A 15,152-nucleotide genomic window follows, 5' to 3' on the forward strand; every position below is an offset into this window, starting at 1 on the left:
GTGTCCTTGGTTCGATTCCGAGTCCGGGCACCACTATTCAGAAGAACCCGCCCAAAAGGCGGGTTTTTTGCTTTTGGCGAGCCGGACTCTCCATCGAACTTTGTTCGATGACTCGTCGCATCCCTGCGACTCGCCCTGCGGGCCAGCGCAGGCGCTGTTCAAAAACGCTCCCGGCGTTTTTGTCCGAGTCCGGCACCACTATTTAGAAGAACCCGCCTATGGCGGGTTTTTTGCTTTCTGGAGAGCGGACGTCCTAAGGGGAGAGATGTAAAATCTGACGCGTCATTTTTAGCGCTGAATCAAATGGCGTGACGGTGCGTACAATTTTCACCATGACGCTTGCGCCAACCCAAAGCTGGTACAGGCTTTCGGCCACCTTTTCAGGTTCATCCTCAAGCGTTAACGACCCTTCCGCTACGCCCGCTTCCAGCGCGTCCGCCAGCCGGGAAATGATACCCGCCGTACCGTGCATCAGTGCCAAACGCATTTTATCCGATAAATCGGCCACTTCCGCGCCCAGCTTCACGGCGAGGCATTTGCCCTGACAATCAGAAAACGACTGTGTGTCGCGCCATTTCTGCCAGTAATTCATCAACCTTTGCGCGTAGCTAATGCCCGGCTCCGCAAGTGTCTCGTCAAGATCGGCCAGGTAATCGTCAAAGTAATGCTCCAGCATGGCTACGCCGAAATCTTCTTTGGACGAGAAATAGTAATAAAAGGAACCCTTGGGAACATCTGACTCGTCCAAAATTTCTTTTAAACCGACAGCCGAAAAGCCCTTGCCAGCCATAATACGTTGTCCAGTTGCAAGAATATGTTCGCGGACCTGCTGGGTATGTTGTTGCGTTGCAGTTTTCATACCGTCAATCTATCAATGATTAGACCAGTCGTCTATAAAGCGAATCCAGTTTATTTTTCTGTTCTCAGCCGAGAGTCGTAACCATCCTTCGATAGTTTATCTACCCCCCCTGTTTTATCAATCAGGTTGGTTCCCATCCTGCCCCGGAAGCTGAGGTGTCAGTCAGCCACTCCACCTCAGACATCCGGACATATGCTATACGGCCAGCCGTTTCAACAGCTGCTCAGCGGTTGCCGCCGATGAGGTCGGGTTCTGACCGGTGATCAACAGGCCGTCAGTCACCACATAGGAGTCCCAGTCTGCGCCTTTGGAATAGATCCCCCCTTTCGCAATCAGTTCGTCCTCAACCAGGAACGGCACCACGTGGGTCAGGCCTACCGCCTCCTCTTCCGTGTTCGTGAAGCCGGTGACCTTGCGTCCCTCGACCAGCGGTCTGCCTTCCGGCGTTTTAACGTGGCGCAGTACGCCCGGAGCGTGGCAGACAAACGCTACCTTCTTGCCGGCAGCGAAGAAGGATTCGATCAGCGCAATGGAGTGCTTATCTTCCGCCAGATCCCACAGCGGACCGTGCCCGCCCGGATAGAATACGGTGTCAAAATCCGCCTGCGACACGCTGTCCAGACGGACAGTATTTGCCAGCTGAGCCATGGCGTCAGCATCAGCTTCAAAGCGATGCGTAAATTCAGTTTGGAAATCCGGCTCATTGCTTTTCGGATCCAGCGGCGGGTTACCGCCTTTCGGCGAGGCCAGTACGATTTCCGCGCCAGCGTCTTTAAAGGCGTAATAAGGCGCGGCCAGCTCTTCCAGCCAGAAACCGGTTTTACGACCGGTGTTGCCCAGTGTGTCGTGAGAGGTCAGTACCATTAATACTTTCATTGTCATTCTCCGCTTGATCGATTAACTATCTATATTAGACCGGTCGTATATAAAAATGACGTCATATCAGACCTGTCGATAAAGGATAGATGCATTTACCCTTGCTTGTAATGTCGTTATGTTTTTAGGGAAAACTGGCCCCTGAACCTAAGCTAACAACTATTCGACCGGTCGTCTATAGAATTTTCACAGTAAAATAAAAATCGTTTATTGGCTAACCACATCAGGAGAACACGAGATGTCCGATCTTCCAAAGATTGCGCTTATCGGTCCCGGTGCAATCGGTACGACTATCGCAGCCGCGCTGCATGAAGTTGGCCGTACGCCGCTTCTTTGCGGGCGCACCGCCCACCTGCAGTTAACGCTGCGCCATGAAGAGGGCGAAATTGTGGTGCCCGGCCCGGTACTGAGCGATCCGGCGGCGATTTCTCATCCGTTCGATGTCGTCTTTGTCGCAGTAAAAGTGACGCAGGTCGCTGACTGTGCGAGCTGGCTGGCAACGCTGTGCGATGAAAATACCATCGTGTGCGCCCTGCAAAACGGCGTGGAGCAGCAAACCCAGCTTGCCCCTTTGGTTAACGGTGCCAGGGTGCTGCCGTCAATAGTGTGGTTTCCCGCGCAGCGAGAGTCTGACGCCTCTGTCTGGCTGAGCGACAGCGTACCTCAGGAGATCGTTGACGGTTTTCATCGTGCTCCTGCGGATCTGGGTACCTCCATTCTCGCCGACCGCCAGGCTAACCGTCCCCTGGAGTGGGATATTCGCAACGGCGTAATACAGCGTTATGGTCAGTCACACGGCGTCCCTACGCCCATCAGCGATGTGCTGGTCCCGCTACTGGCAGCCGGAAGCGAGGGCCCAGGTTAAGATCGTTACCCTTCCCTGCGTTCCATCAATTTATTTGACCAATTCCGTTAAACAAATGGCATTTATTCTCACTATGTAACGCGTAGAGTAGGCGTATCAAAAGCAGGTTTCGGCCTGCCGTCTATTTCTCTGAAGTCAGGATAAACGCCATGAAAAAGATCGGATTTTTGTCATTTGGTCACTGGACGCCGTCGCCGCAGTCTGGAACCCGTTCGGCCGCTGATGCGCTGCTGCAATCCATCGATCTGGCCGTTGCCGCTGAAGAGCTGGGCGCGGATGGCGCCTATTTCAGGGTGCACCACTTTGCCCGCCAGCTCGCCGCCCCCTTCCCTCTGCTGGCCGCCATAGGCGCGAAAACCAAAAGTATCGAAATCGGTACCGGCGTGATCGACATGCGCTATGAGAACCCGATGTATATGGCAGAAGATGCCGGCGCGGCGGATCTGATCTCCGGCGGTCGTTTGCAGCTGGGCATCAGCCGTGGCTCTCCGGAGCAGGTGATCGATGGCTGGCGCTACTTTGGTTACGCTCCCTCCGAAGGGGAAAACGAGTCGGATATGGCGCGCCGCCACACCGAGGTGCTGCTGGACGTGCTGCGTGGCGAAGGCTTTGCCAAACCGAATCCACAGCCGATGTTCCCGAACCCGCCGGGCCTGCTGCGCCTTGAGCCGCACGCCGAAGGCCTGCGGGATCGTATCTGGTGGGGTGCCGGTTCGAATGCCACGGCGGTATGGGCTGCCAAACTGGGCATGAACCTGCAAAGCTCGACGCTGAAGGATGATGAAACAGGCGAGCCGTTCCATATTCAGCAGGCAAAACAGATCCGTGCCTATCGTGAAGCCTGGGCCGAAGCAGGCCATACCCGTACGCCACGCGTCTCGGTTAGCCGCAGCATCTTTGCCCTGATGGACCAGCGCGACCGGATGTATTTCGGTTCAAGCCGTAACGAAAGCGACAGCATCGGTTTCCTCGATGAGAAAACGCGGGCGATCTTCGGGCGCAGCTATGCCGCAGAGCCTGACAAACTGATCGAGCAGCTGAAGCAGGACGAAGCGATCGCCGAAGCGGATACCCTGCTGCTGACCGTGCCGAACCAGCTGGGCGTGGACTACAATGCGCATGTTATCGAGTCCATTCTGAAGCACGTGGCTCCGGCGATGGGCTGGCGCGACTAAACCCATCAGCTGGCAGTGCAAAACGCCTCGCGTGCTTTACAGCATGCGAGGCGTTATAGTTTATAGAGCAACTGATGCAGGCCTAAGTTCTGGAGACGCCTTATGAGTAATGAAACACCCCTGAAATATTATGACATTGCGGATGAGTATGCGACGGAAGCCGCCAAACCCGTAGACGCATCCGAGCGTGATGCCCTGGCGCGCTATTTTGAGCTGCTGATCACCCGCTTAATGAATAACGAAGAGATTAGCGAAGAGGCGCAGCGCGAGATGGCCCTTGAGTCGAGCATCGACCCAGAGCGTATCGATGAGATCGCAGAGTTTCTGAATCGATGGGGCAATGAGTAGCATCTGTTCAAAGACGTAGTCTGCGCAGGCATTGTGCTTTACACTGCGCGCTGCAAAAATTGAGTAGATAAACGATTAATCAGGCGGTAATGGCGATGAACGGAACGATCACAACGTGGTTTAAAGATAAAGGCTTCGGATTTATCAAAGATGAGAACGGGGATAACCGTTATTTTCATGTGATTAAGGTCGCCAACCCTGAGCTGATCAAGAAAGATGCGGCGGTGACGTTTGAACCCACCACCAATAACAAGGGCTTGTCAGCCTATGCTGTAAAGGTTGCCCCGGAAAGCAAATACATCTACATCGCGGGCGAGCGTCTTAAGCTCACCTCGATCAAGTCTTATGTGGTTTACAGCGAAGAAGTCCCCGCCGATACCCGTATCGATAAAGAGAATCCGGTGCTGTCGGTGGGTATCCTGATGAACAGCATCCGACCGAAGTCAGACATCAAGCCGGGTGAAATGCGTTCGCTGAAAAAGCTGGCGATCACCACCTTTCAGGGCACCACGCTTATCTTCTCGGAAGATGAGATAGATATTGATGCGACGGTGAAAATGCTTAAGGTCTAAAAATAACCGGACTAACGCTGTGCCGGAATGTTGCGCCCCAGGCAAGCAGCATTTCGGCAACCGCGCATTTCATCAATATGACAAGTACCCTTCCCCTGCACTATTTCCCTGCCCCTAAATTTTATCACCATATATGGTAGTTGTATTCCCTGTGAGTCTTATTAAAAGCATAAGCCCTACAGAAAACGACAAAAAATAGATATTGACGAATGATGTAAAAATGTTAAATTCCCTGCAAATTCTCATTTGTAATAATTTTTCTTTTATTTCTAGCCAGAATAAGCAGTAGCGTTCTCCAGCTATTGCAAGGCAGTAATACACCAGCAATTTTTACACCTTAACTAAAATCATGAGTATATTCTATGTCTGAACAGCTGCAAAACCCAGCGATCGCCGAAAATTCAAAAGTCACAACCATCAGAATTATTTATATTCTGTTTATCGTCAGCTACTTCACCGGCGGGTTAGCGGCGCTCGTTGGCGTAATCATGGCCTATGTTAATCGCTCCAGCGCTAATCCTTTTGAAAAAGAGCACTTTAACTACCTGATTAAACTGTTCTGGATCAGCTTTATCGTCATGATTGTCGCAGCGCTGACATGGGTATTTGTCATCGGGATGATTATTGGTATCGTCTGGTTTATCTGGTCGTTAATCAAAATTATTAAAGGTATGACACGTCTTGGCGAAGGCAAACTGCCGAAAGCATAACGCTATTACGAGCACCCTCTTTAAAAAGTTATCAATGTCATCATTGATAACTTTTTTGCATTGATAAACCCCACGAACATATTTGGAATTAAGCGATGCGCGTGTCCCCTCACAACATCATCCTACGAACGCTAGTGGTTCTGTCGTTCGCGCTGGCGTTAAATGGTTGCTCTGTCCGTTACGATAAAAACGGTAAGATACTTTTTAACCCCGATCTGGCAAGCGTGCTGGGGAACGAAGTAGGTCAGTTTACGCTGGCTGATGGATCGACAGGTGCGCTCAGGGAGCTGAATGGCCGCTATAGCCTGAAGTGGAGCAACCTGATGATTGAGCGTCCGCTGGAAGGCGTTAGCTGGGTAAGGATCATCAATCAATACCATATTGAAGGGCATACGCTGCTGTTGCTGAAAGTGGCTACCCCCTCCTGCCCGGCACAGTATCGTCTGGTTGACCTCCAGAGTACGCGCTCCCAGGAGTGGGCCTTTACCGGCATCTGCGATATCGGGCCGGATGTGGTGGCGAGTGCAGACAAGCTTCAGCTGAACTTTAGGATCGACAACCGTATTGAACAGTTCAACTGGCAGCATGGTGAAGTTTACCATCGCCGGCTACCAGTCCAGCAAGAAAAAACCGTTCAGAATACTGGCGCTAATAAAACCCGAGCGTCCCGCAAGGCCAAATCGCAGTCAACGGCTAAACCGGCCAAACGCACGCCGGTAAAAGCGGCAGAGCCGTTGCCGCCCAGGGTCGCGCAACCCGAGCTGGACAACTCCCTACCTACTGAAATTTACCAGCCGACAAAGACCCGCCAGACAAGTCTGGAGCTTAAATCATGACGGAGCAGACGCTGGGAGATAGAGAGACGCAAGACGGGATCAAACGCTCCCCTCTTCCCGCGTGGCAAAACTGGATGGTGCTGGGTATTACCCTGACCTATCTCATTTGTGAGCTGGCGTTTAACTCTCGTCTGCTGGATCTGGTAGGCAGCATTTCAACGGCTGAAGAAGTCCATAATATGGAGCGGTATGGCAGAACATTAACCGCCATCGCCGCGGCGCTGCTGGTGTTACAGTTTGCCCTCGTGGGCATCGCCAGGCTGAAGAAGAAAAGCATTGCCTTCTCACCTAAAGCAAACGTAGGGGCGGTGCTTTGCCTCTGTCTGCTCACCGGCGCAGTAACGTGGCATGCCGTAGAGTGGTTTATTGAACGCCAGGTCTCTAACAGCACGGGTGAATTTCGTCAGATGTCGCTCCTGGCGCAGCTCTACCAGCAATCCCTGATTGATGGACACCAGACGCTGGAGGGCATTCCGCTCGATAGTCAAGGAGGCCAGATTCAGACCTGGACCAGTCCATCCGGAAAGGCCTTTCTGGCCATGCTGCCAATCCTGCTCAGCTCCGTTGACCGCTATCATGCCCTGCTGAAAAGCGGTGCGGAACAGAACTTGCGCGACAGCATCAGCGCCAGAGAGGGCGGCGTGCTTGGCTTTTACAAAACCTGGCTCCTGGCGCGGGAAGCGGTCCATAAACAGTACGTTGCCTACTATAACGATGAGATGGATCTCAGCCAGGCGACCCAGCGCGAACAGGAGAGATCCTGGCAACGCTATGAACGTTCCCTGCGCGCTAAGGGGTTGAGAAGCTGGAATGTCCCCCGACGCTACTATGCCAGCGTCCGGAATAACGTTCGCAGCCAGGGCGTCCCTGTTGCCAATAACTGGTCCCCGTCCGATCGTGCGGGTTTTGATGCGGCCGTCGCGAAAACGGTCAGACAGCGTTATCTCGCCCAGCGAACCGTTGTCTTCAACGGCGTGACGATCCCCAAACGACTCGACTGGGGCGTCTTTTTCCGCCAGGACGTCGTACAAAAATCCCTCCGCGAAAAATTGCTGTTGCCGACAGGTACGCTTGTGCGTGAGGAGTATCCCTTAAGCGATGGGCTGAAGCTGTTTGCCCTTGAGCTTCAGACAGCCCATCTTAATGAGGCGGTGAAACAGCAGCTACCCAAGCTGCAAGCGTCGTTACGCAGCTACAGCATTGGCGGGGAGAATGAAAAGCAGGGAGAAGATGCCGCACGCGCGGTGATCGTGCCGCCTGTAGCATTGATCTTCTCGCTGGCTGGCGCGCTTACCCATCTGGCAAAGCTGCTCTATTTAGTGCTCGTCCCCCTGACGGCCACGATGTTACGTAGAAAATCTTCGCGTCCCGTGCGCCTGATTAATCGCCATCCGCTGGTTTTCCCGGTGGCGTTAATTTCAGCCTTGCTGGTGATGTTTAGCTGTATGAATAACAGCATCACCGTCTCACCGGCCTATCAGAATTTAAAAGACGCGCTGCAAGGGGCTGAAATTACGATTACCGATGAGCCTCTCTTTCTGCGCGGCGAGTCGTTATTACGCATTGTTCACACAGTCAGCATAGGGCAGAGCTACAGCTATCCAATGAATCAATATCTGCGGGAAACCGTGCTGGGCGGATTCGATTTCGGCTATAGCACGCATGAGGAGTGATCCCCTGCCGGAGCCAATGCCTTCGTCAGTAGCTGGGGCCAGATTGCCGCCCAGTTCGATCCATGTTCCATGCCGCTGACAACATCAACCTGAACGCAGCGTCCCCCCACGGCCCGCTGAAAACGCAGGGCAACGGCGGGTGGAACAGTTTTATCTGCTCCCCCGCTGAAATGGATCTGCGGCAGCGTAGATAGCACGGAGGCCCTGTCGATAGCGCTGACCGCGTCAGGCATTGCTGTGACGTGATGCAGCGCATTTACATATGCCACGTCGAGATTGCCTGCAACGGTACGCAGCGAGCGTACATCATTACGGCGGGCCGCCAGCAAAGCGGCAACATTGCCCCCACCAGAATACCCTATTAGCTCAAGCTGTACGCCTGGATAGCGCTGCACAACCTGGCTGAGCGCATCATCCATCGCGTCAATAACAGCAGGTGAAAAACGATCGCTCGTCCACCAGTTTACGTTGCAGTCGGCTGGTAAAGGCGGCCCAATGAACTGGCAGGGCCGGCCGAGATAGAGCACGTTTTCACTGCTATCAGCGGCGGCCAGCATCAGCCCCGTTGGATTATGCGGGGTTGGATCGTCTGATGCCTGCGTACGGCTCTTCCACGCAAAACCATCTCCCTCAATGTAGACGCGTAAGGTGTTAACCGGGGGTGCAATCCGACTCCACGTGGCAATTAAAAAGGGTTTGGTGTGTAAATTTTCTCTGAGCAGGCTTGCCCGTGCTGCTATTTCATTTGCCCCTATCCGCGGATCGCTAGACACGCACCCGGCTAATAAAAAAGATAAATTAATCAATGCAGCTACCGCTAAGCCGTGGCGTTTTTTGTTCATCCCCTGACATTCCCTAACCCAAACCGCAATACCCACAAGCATCGTGAATTTATTTCATAAAGAAATAATTAAGCAAACCTTATTGTTTTTTGCAACGAAATGTATATTCTCCGCACAAATGGTATCGGATTAATCCGAAGTGGCTCTCGTCTGTTTTTTAACAACTATCGCAACATTGCAGTGGCAAACATGAAAAAGAAACGTCTTAGCCAGCTGATCTCTCTGCTGGTAGCTTCAACGGCGGCACAAGGCGTGCTGACGACTCACGCTTTCGCAACCTCTGATGTCATTATCGACACGCCATCGAATAATCTTCAGATCGATCACTCTGCTAATCTGGTTCACATCACCGACACGGGTACGCTTACCGGTGCGCCAACTACGGCGTTAACCGTGAATCAGGACGTTACGGTTACTACCCTGACCAACGATGGCGTTATTAATGATTTCGTCGATGATTTCTACTTTCCAGACAGCAATATTGTTCAGATCAATGGGACAGTAGGTGAATTCAGTAATACTGGAACTATTAAAAGCGTAAATCCGAATCACTACGGCAGCATTGTCGCGGTAGGCCAATCAGGCGTTATGGACGCATTCACCAACAGCGGCACTATCCAAAGTTCGCCGGATAATTATAACTATGGTTATGATAATACAGGCGCAGTGGATAACGAAGGGCATATCACTACGCTGACCAATACCGTGGACGGTACGATCACTGGCTATCGCGGCATCAATAACCAAGGCACCATTGATACCCTGACCAACGCGGGCGTGATCTCCTCAGCCACCAATAACAGTGGTATGTACTACGGACAAAATGGGGCAATCTATAATCAGGGCACCATCGGCACGCTGCATAACACTGGGACGATCCAGACAGGAAATACGGAAAATTATTACGGTGCGGGTATCTTCAACTATGGAACGATCAATACCCTCATCAATGATAATAAAATCAGCGGTAACACCTTCGGCATACTTAACAGTGGCACTATAGATGCCATTGAAAATAATGGTGAAATCACCTCAAAAGAGTATGGCGTCTATTTTGAAAGCTTTAATAGCAACCAGAATAACGGCGTCAGCAAGATCGTTAACAACGGCGATATCGCTAGCGGTGATATTGGCCTTTATCTCTCCAGCTACAATAACCAGCTCTCGCAAATTGATATCGTTAATAACGGGACGTTGAGCGGGGATCGTTTCGCCTTTGCTATGGATAGCTGGGATAATGCAAGCAGCGCTGACGTTACGCTGAACAATGCCGGGGTAATCAAGGGCGATATTTACTTCAGCGGCACTAAGCCATTGACGATTAACGGCGGAACGACAACGCAGGGCACCTTAACCGGTCTCAATGGCGTCGGCAATATCAGCAATTATGGTTCGGGCATCGTGTTTGGCACAGGCTCACTGCTGCTAAACGATCATATCTACACAGCCGACACCGTGCTCAACCGCGAAGCCTCGTTGCAGGTGAACAACAATATCACCATCTCCGGTAACTACCATCAGAATGCCGCCGCTACGTTGATCTCCGGTATCGCCGATCTCGACACGTTAGGCAATGAGATTACTGCTGATACGGGTTATGGCCGTCTGAACGTGACGGGCAATGCTACTATCGATGCCAACTCCAGCGTTAAGCTACTGCGTACCGGCAGCACCTACAGTTTTGCTGAAGGTCAGCGCTATGTGGTGATCAATGCTGCCGGTGCAGAAACTAACTACAACGCGGATAAGCTGAGCTACCAGGCGATCGGCTATGACGGTGTGGTAACCGGTTCGGTCTATGAGGATGGTGCCAGCAAGGCGCTGGTATTAACCGTTGGCGCAGAGCCTGTCGTCACTCCGCCAGTGGTAGAAGAGCCGGAAGTCACTCCGCCTGTGGTTACGCCGCCGGTAGTCACAGAGCCGGAAGTTACTCCACCCGTGGTCACGCCGCCGGTAGTCACTGAGCCGGAAGTCACTCCGCCAGTGGTCACGCCGCCGGTAGTCACTGAGCCGGAAATCACGCCGCCGGTAGTGACCGAGCCGGAAGTTATCCCTCCGGTAGTTATCCCGCCGGTTGTGGCAGAGCCAACGCCATCTGAGCTAGCTGCGCCTACGCAGCCGACCAGGCATGGCCCGGCGACCATTCAGAGCGCCACTGCGGCACTGGGCGGTTTGGGTAACTACTCAGGTATCTCTTCTCCGGCACTGCTGGAGCTTTACAACGCCTCGCTGGCCATTGAAGGCACTCAGGAAGCTAACCGCGTAGGCGAGCGCCTGTCGCCAGGTCAGAACATCAATGCCAGCTCCGCAACGACCGTAGCGACCTCTACCGCGCAGGCGGTGGTCGGTGCCCACATTGATGCAGTACGTAACCCATCCGCCTCCGGTAACAGCGGCGTTGCCACCGGTGACGATTACGCCAGCAACTGGATCGTCTGGGGCCAACCGTTTGGCGGTTACGCCCGCCAGGAGAGCACCGATGACGTTAGCGGTTACTCTGCTAAATTTGGCGGTCTGATCCTCGGTGCTGACCGTGCGCTGGGTGACGACTGGCGTCTGGGTGCGGCGGTGAACTACAGCAACACCTCGGTACACGGTAAAGACAATCTGTCCGGCAACACCTCTACCGCTGACAACTACGGCGTGATTGGTTATGCAGGCTACACCGGTGAACCGTGGTATCTGAACCTCTCCGCTGGCGTTAACCGCCAGAACTACAGCTCCGTTCGTCGGGCTGACTTCACTGGCTTCTCCGGCGCGGCTAATGGCAAGTTCAACGGGCAATCTATCACGCTGCAAACAGAGTTTGGCTACCCGCTAACGCTGCCAGCCGATATGGTTCTGACCCCGCTTGCCAGCCTGACGTATGGTTATCAGCACGTTGATGGCTACAAAGAGACCGGCGGCAACGGCATGGCGCTGGATGTCAGCAGCCTTCATTCGCAGTCTGTAGTAAGTGATATTGGCGCGCGGATTGAGAAAACCTTCGCAACGGGTCTGGGCAACCTGACGCCGTTTGCTCAGGTCTCCTGGATCCATCAGTACGATGACCGTCAGGTTAGCAGCCGCGCCTCCTACGCCGCCGATACCATTGGTGAAACCAGCTTTATCACCAAAGGCGCATCGCCAGTGGAAGATATGGCAGGCCTGGCCATCGGCAGCACGCTGTATGATGCGAATGAGCTGAGCTTCGACGCACGCTACGATCTGCAGGCGGGTGACCGCTATCAGGCGCACACCTTCAGCCTGCGTTTACGCAAGACGTTCTAAGCCTGGCTGATGTTTAAGAACCCGCTCTCGTGGCGGGTTTTTGCTTTGTGCCTGACCGCACCTGTAGCCAGACGCTCTAAAATGCCGCACCATGCACTATAATTCGGCAACTCTTCACCCGACTGGCGGCCTATGACTACGCAACTGCTTACCCGACACTGGCGTACTCCCGGCGCGGTGATGCTCCTGCTCATCGCGCTCTTTGCCCTCTTCACCCTGCACAGCCACTGGGGGGCGTTTATTCAGTGGTGCCTGAGCGCGCAGATCACCCTGCACCGCTATCTGGTGATGTACCTGTTGCAGCTTAATAACCACCAGTACAGCGGCGGCCTCTGGCTGCTGACCGGCGCGTTTCTCTACGGTGTGCTGCACGCTATCGGGCCGGGCCATGGCAAGTTTATCGTCGCCACCTATCTCAGCACCAACCAGGAGAGCCAGCTGGCCACCCGCGTGGTGCCATTTCTGGGCAGCCTGATGCAGGGCGTCAGCGCCATCCTGTTCGTCTTTATTCTGGCAGTTGGCTTTAACCTGGCGGCGGGCGACCTGAGCGAAAGCCGCTGGTACGTTGAGAAGATTAGCGCTCTGATGATTGGCGGCTTCGGCGCCTACGTCATCTACCGAGCGCTAAAGAGCTTCAGACCACGCAGGCTACGTATCGCCTCCCTGACGCCGGTCGGGCATCAGCACGCGCCGGACTGCGGATGCGGTCATCATGGCGTAGGCGCAGCGACGCAAGGCGACTGGAAGACGCGGCTAGGGGTGATTCTGGCGATCGGCGCGCGCCCGTGCAGCGGGGCGATTATGATCCTGCTCTTCTCCAACGCGCTGGGGATTGTCAGCTGGGGGATCGCCGCCGTCATGACCATGTCACTGGGTACGGCGCTGTCGATTATGGGCCTCTCGCTGGCGGTGCGCTATGCCCGCAGACGCACGGCAGCGCTGTTTGGCAGCGAGGCGCAACGTCTGGCGTGGGTGGTTCCTGGCTTAAAAGTGGCTGGCGGCGTGGCGTTAATTCTGTTTGCTACCGTGCTGTTCTTAACCGTGATCCCAGTGAGTGCCAACGGGGATTACATCGCGGCGGGCTGCTGACTCCATGCAATAAAAAAGCGGGCCGAGGCCCGCTTTTTGCTGAGTATTGAAACTTACTCGTTGATCTTCGGATGCTGATCGACCAGGCGCGAACGCTTCTTCTGCAGCTCCGCGATCTCCTCGTCGATATCCTCGATTTTCTGCTCAATGTTGTCGTGATGCTCCTGCAGGATCTCACGTGCTTCCTGCATATCCGATGCCGCAGGGGTCGCGCCGCGCAGCGGACGGTTAGCTGTCTCCTTCATCGTGATACCGGTGATCAGACCAATCACTGCCACCACCATCAGGTAGTAGGCTGGCATCATCAGGTTCTGCGTGCTCTCTACCAGCCAGGCCGCCAGGGTCGGCGTCAGACCTGCAATCAGAATCGAGATGTTGAAGGCGCTGGCCAGGGCGCTAAAGCGCAGATGCGTCGGGAACATCGCTGGCAGCGTGGACGCCATCACCCCGGTAAAGCAGTTCAGGATCACCGCCAGCATCAGCAGACCGGCAAAAATCAGGCCGATGATGTCGCTGTTAATCATAATGAATGCCGGGATCGCCAGGAAGAACAGCGCGGTACTGCCCAGGATAACGAACGGACGACGGCCAAAGCGGTCGCTTAACAGCCCCATAATCGGCTGGACGAACAGCATCCCGATCATGATGGCGATAATAATCAACACGCCGTGATCTTCCGAGTAGTGCAGGTTATGCGACAGGTAGCTCGGCATGTAGGTCAGCAGCATGTAGTAGGTCACGTTGGTGGAGATCACCAGACCGATACAGGCCAGCAGGCTGCGCCAGTGCTTGGTCGCAATCTCTTTAAACGAGACCTTAGGTCCATCCTGTAGCCCTTCGCGATCGCCCTGCTCCAGCTTATCTACATGTTGCTGGAATGCAGGTGTCTCCTCCAGAGCGTGACGCAGGTAGAGGCCAATCAGCCCCAGCGGCAGCGCCAGGAAGAACGGAATACGCCAGCCCCAGTCGAGGAAGTTCTCTTCGCCGACGACGGTAGAGAGCAGAACCACCACGCCTGCGCCGAGAACAAAACCGGCAATGGAGCCGAAGTCGAGCCAGCTGCCCATAAAGCCGCGCTTGCGGTCCGGAGAGTATTCAGCAACGAATATCGATGCACCGGTGTACTCACCGCCCACCGAGAAGCCCTGTGCCATCTTACAGATCAGCAGCAGGATAGGTGCCCAGATACCGATGCTGGCATAAGAGGGGATCAGACCGATACAGAAGGTACTGATCGACATAATCACAATGGTGATGGCGAGGATCTTCTGGCGGCCATACTTATCGCCCAGCATACCGAAGAACAGCCCGCCGAGCGGACGAATAAGGAAGGGAACCGAGAACGTACCCAGAGCCGCAATCATCTGCACGCTAGGGTCTGCATCCGGGAAGAAAACCTTACCGAGCGCGTAAGCCACAAAGCCATACACACCAAAATCAAACCACTCCATCGCATTACCCAGCGATGCGGCGGTAATAGCCTTACGCAGCTTGCCATCATCAATAATGGTGACGTCACGCAGTGTAATAGGCTTAACTTTTTTCCTTTTAAGCATCTTTATCCTCTTTTGACTTGCGCCCTTAATCGCTTGGCCAGGAAGGCATACGCCTCTATGGTGATGCTAAACGTTCAGAATGCCGTAGCATCCCTCTTCAAGAGTAGCAGGTTTAGATATTCATCCTGGTTAAAGCCTGTACAACTAAACCTGTTTACGCCTGATTGGGCAGTTAACGAGCTATTAACATTAACAGGGTTTAAAAATGTGATCAACTTCACACAAAGTGTGCGGTTACTCTATTTCCGCTGCGTTCGAAATCGGAGCGAGGTTAACAGGAAAGCAGCGGCTATAAATATAAAATAAGGCTACGCATACGTTTTTCATCAATAACTCCGCTAATTATTTCATCGCTAGCGATTTTAAAACTGTATTTTTTACAAGGTGTTTACACTCATTTTTCCTCGCCAACGCTTTAGAAATCTTTACGCGAAATATGTGACGAAGATAACTAAAACGCTGTTTTATTTTCATTGAATCG

At 53.6% G+C, this 15,152-nt stretch carries 13 protein-coding genes; 9 read left to right on the forward strand and 4 right to left on the reverse strand.

Annotation, left to right across the window (positions count from 1 at the left end):
- Nucleotides 1–253 precede the first annotated feature (253 nt).
- Both RTP97_RS12815 and RTP97_RS12820 read right to left on the reverse strand, forming a co-directional pair.
- Entirely contained in the window at nt 254–859 is a 606-nt protein-coding gene (locus tag RTP97_RS12815; RefSeq protein ID WP_312414155.1) for a TetR/AcrR family transcriptional regulator, read from the reverse strand.
- Nucleotides 860–1,054: 195 nt separating this feature from the next.
- The gene (locus RTP97_RS12820) at nt 1,055–1,735 is read right to left on the reverse strand and encodes a type 1 glutamine amidotransferase domain-containing protein (RefSeq protein WP_312414157.1); all 681 of its coding nucleotides are present in this window, start codon (nt 1,733–1,735) and stop codon (nt 1,055–1,057) included.
- Nucleotides 1,736–1,973: 238 nt separating this feature from the next.
- On the opposite strand from RTP97_RS12820, the gene RTP97_RS12825 reads away from it, so the two are divergent.
- The 7 genes from RTP97_RS12825 to RTP97_RS12855 all read left to right on the forward strand — a co-directional run bounded on the left by RTP97_RS12825 (nt 1,974) and on the right by RTP97_RS12855 (nt 7,914).
- A complete protein-coding gene (locus RTP97_RS12825) occupies nt 1,974–2,600 on the forward strand; it encodes a ketopantoate reductase family protein (RefSeq protein ID WP_312414159.1) in 627 nt (208 codons plus the stop codon).
- 149 nt (nt 2,601–2,749) lie between these two features.
- The gene (locus tag RTP97_RS12830; RefSeq protein ID WP_312414162.1) at nt 2,750–3,775 is read left to right on the forward strand and encodes an LLM class flavin-dependent oxidoreductase; all 1,026 of its coding nucleotides are present in this window, start codon (nt 2,750–2,752) and stop codon (nt 3,773–3,775) included.
- Between the two features lie 102 nt (nt 3,776–3,877).
- On the forward strand, nt 3,878–4,123 hold the full coding sequence (locus RTP97_RS12835; protein ID WP_312414165.1) for a DUF2543 family protein: 246 nt from the start codon (nt 3,878–3,880) through the stop codon (nt 4,121–4,123).
- An 89-nt stretch (nt 4,124–4,212) separates the two neighbouring features.
- Nucleotides 4,213–4,695: a cold shock domain-containing protein gene (locus tag RTP97_RS12840; protein WP_312414168.1), complete on the forward strand. Its 483-nt coding sequence runs from the start codon at nt 4,213–4,215 to the stop codon at nt 4,693–4,695.
- 362 nt (nt 4,696–5,057) lie between these two features.
- Complete coding sequence (locus RTP97_RS12845; protein WP_312414170.1) at nt 5,058–5,405, forward strand: hypothetical protein; 348 nt, start codon at nt 5,058–5,060, stop codon at nt 5,403–5,405.
- Between the two features lie 95 nt (nt 5,406–5,500).
- Nucleotides 5,501–6,241 carry a hypothetical protein gene (locus RTP97_RS12850; protein ID WP_312414172.1) on the forward strand — a complete coding sequence of 247 codons (741 nt, stop codon included), beginning with the start codon at nt 5,501–5,503 and terminating at the stop codon, nt 6,239–6,241.
- Nucleotides 6,238–7,914 (forward strand): hypothetical protein, encoded by a 1,677-nt coding sequence (locus RTP97_RS12855; RefSeq protein WP_312414175.1) that lies wholly within the window; start codon nt 6,238–6,240, stop codon nt 7,912–7,914. The genes RTP97_RS12850 and RTP97_RS12855 overlap by 4 nt, the downstream gene beginning before the upstream one ends.
- On the opposite strand, the gene RTP97_RS12860 is transcribed toward RTP97_RS12855, so the two are convergent.
- The gene (locus RTP97_RS12860) at nt 7,893–8,756 is read right to left on the reverse strand and encodes an alpha/beta hydrolase (protein WP_312414177.1); all 864 of its coding nucleotides are present in this window, start codon (nt 8,754–8,756) and stop codon (nt 7,893–7,895) included. The two genes, RTP97_RS12855 and RTP97_RS12860, sit on opposite strands and share 22 nt — an antisense overlap.
- Nucleotides 8,757–8,945: 189 nt before the next feature.
- Here RTP97_RS12860 and RTP97_RS12865 point away from each other — a divergent pair, with 189 nt between their 5' ends.
- Together RTP97_RS12865 and RTP97_RS12870 are read left to right on the forward strand one after the other, a co-directional pair.
- A complete protein-coding gene (locus tag RTP97_RS12865; RefSeq protein ID WP_312414179.1) occupies nt 8,946–12,026 on the forward strand; it encodes an autotransporter domain-containing protein in 3,081 nt (1,026 codons plus the stop codon).
- 132 nt (nt 12,027–12,158) lie between these two features.
- A complete protein-coding gene (locus RTP97_RS12870) occupies nt 12,159–13,115 on the forward strand; it encodes a nickel/cobalt transporter (RefSeq protein ID WP_312414181.1) in 957 nt (318 codons plus the stop codon).
- A gap of 53 nt (nt 13,116–13,168) precedes the next feature.
- Here the strand turns inward: RTP97_RS12870 and proP are convergent, their stop codons facing one another.
- Complete coding sequence (gene proP / locus RTP97_RS12875) at nt 13,169–14,671, reverse strand: glycine betaine/L-proline transporter ProP (protein ID WP_312414183.1); 1,503 nt, start codon at nt 14,669–14,671, stop codon at nt 13,169–13,171.
- Nucleotides 14,672–15,152: the final 481 nt, after the last annotated feature.

This window comes from Pseudescherichia sp. (genome assembly GCF_031998825.1).
In the GTDB taxonomy this organism is placed as follows: Bacteria; Pseudomonadota; Gammaproteobacteria; order Enterobacterales; family Enterobacteriaceae; genus Pseudescherichia.

Bases quoted from the DNA above. Each gene is read 5' to 3' on its own strand.
- RTP97_RS12815 (WP_312414155.1), bottom strand. From the start codon at position 859: ATGAAAACTGCAACGCAACAACATACCCAGCAGGTCCGCGAACATATT.
- RTP97_RS12820 (WP_312414157.1), bottom strand. From the start codon at position 1,735: ATGAAAGTATTAATGGTACTGACCTCTCACGACACACTGGGCAACACC.
- RTP97_RS12825 (WP_312414159.1), top strand. From the start codon at position 1,974: ATGTCCGATCTTCCAAAGATTGCGCTTATCGGTCCCGGTGCAATCGGT.
- RTP97_RS12830 (WP_312414162.1), top strand. From the start codon at position 2,750: ATGAAAAAGATCGGATTTTTGTCATTTGGTCACTGGACGCCGTCGCCG.
- RTP97_RS12835 (WP_312414165.1), top strand. From the start codon at position 3,878: ATGAGTAATGAAACACCCCTGAAATATTATGACATTGCGGATGAGTAT.
- RTP97_RS12840 (WP_312414168.1), top strand. From the start codon at position 4,213: ATGGCGATGAACGGAACGATCACAACGTGGTTTAAAGATAAAGGCTTC.
- RTP97_RS12845 (WP_312414170.1), top strand. From the start codon at position 5,058: ATGTCTGAACAGCTGCAAAACCCAGCGATCGCCGAAAATTCAAAAGTC.
- RTP97_RS12850 (WP_312414172.1), top strand. From the start codon at position 5,501: ATGCGCGTGTCCCCTCACAACATCATCCTACGAACGCTAGTGGTTCTG.
- RTP97_RS12855 (WP_312414175.1), top strand. From the start codon at position 6,238: ATGACGGAGCAGACGCTGGGAGATAGAGAGACGCAAGACGGGATCAAA.
- RTP97_RS12860 (WP_312414177.1), bottom strand. From the start codon at position 8,756: ATGAACAAAAAACGCCACGGCTTAGCGGTAGCTGCATTGATTAATTTA.
- RTP97_RS12865 (WP_312414179.1), top strand. From the start codon at position 8,946: ATGAAAAAGAAACGTCTTAGCCAGCTGATCTCTCTGCTGGTAGCTTCA.
- RTP97_RS12870 (WP_312414181.1), top strand. From the start codon at position 12,159: ATGACTACGCAACTGCTTACCCGACACTGGCGTACTCCCGGCGCGGTG.
- proP (WP_312414183.1), bottom strand. From the start codon at position 14,671: ATGCTTAAAAGGAAAAAAGTTAAGCCTATTACACTGCGTGACGTCACC.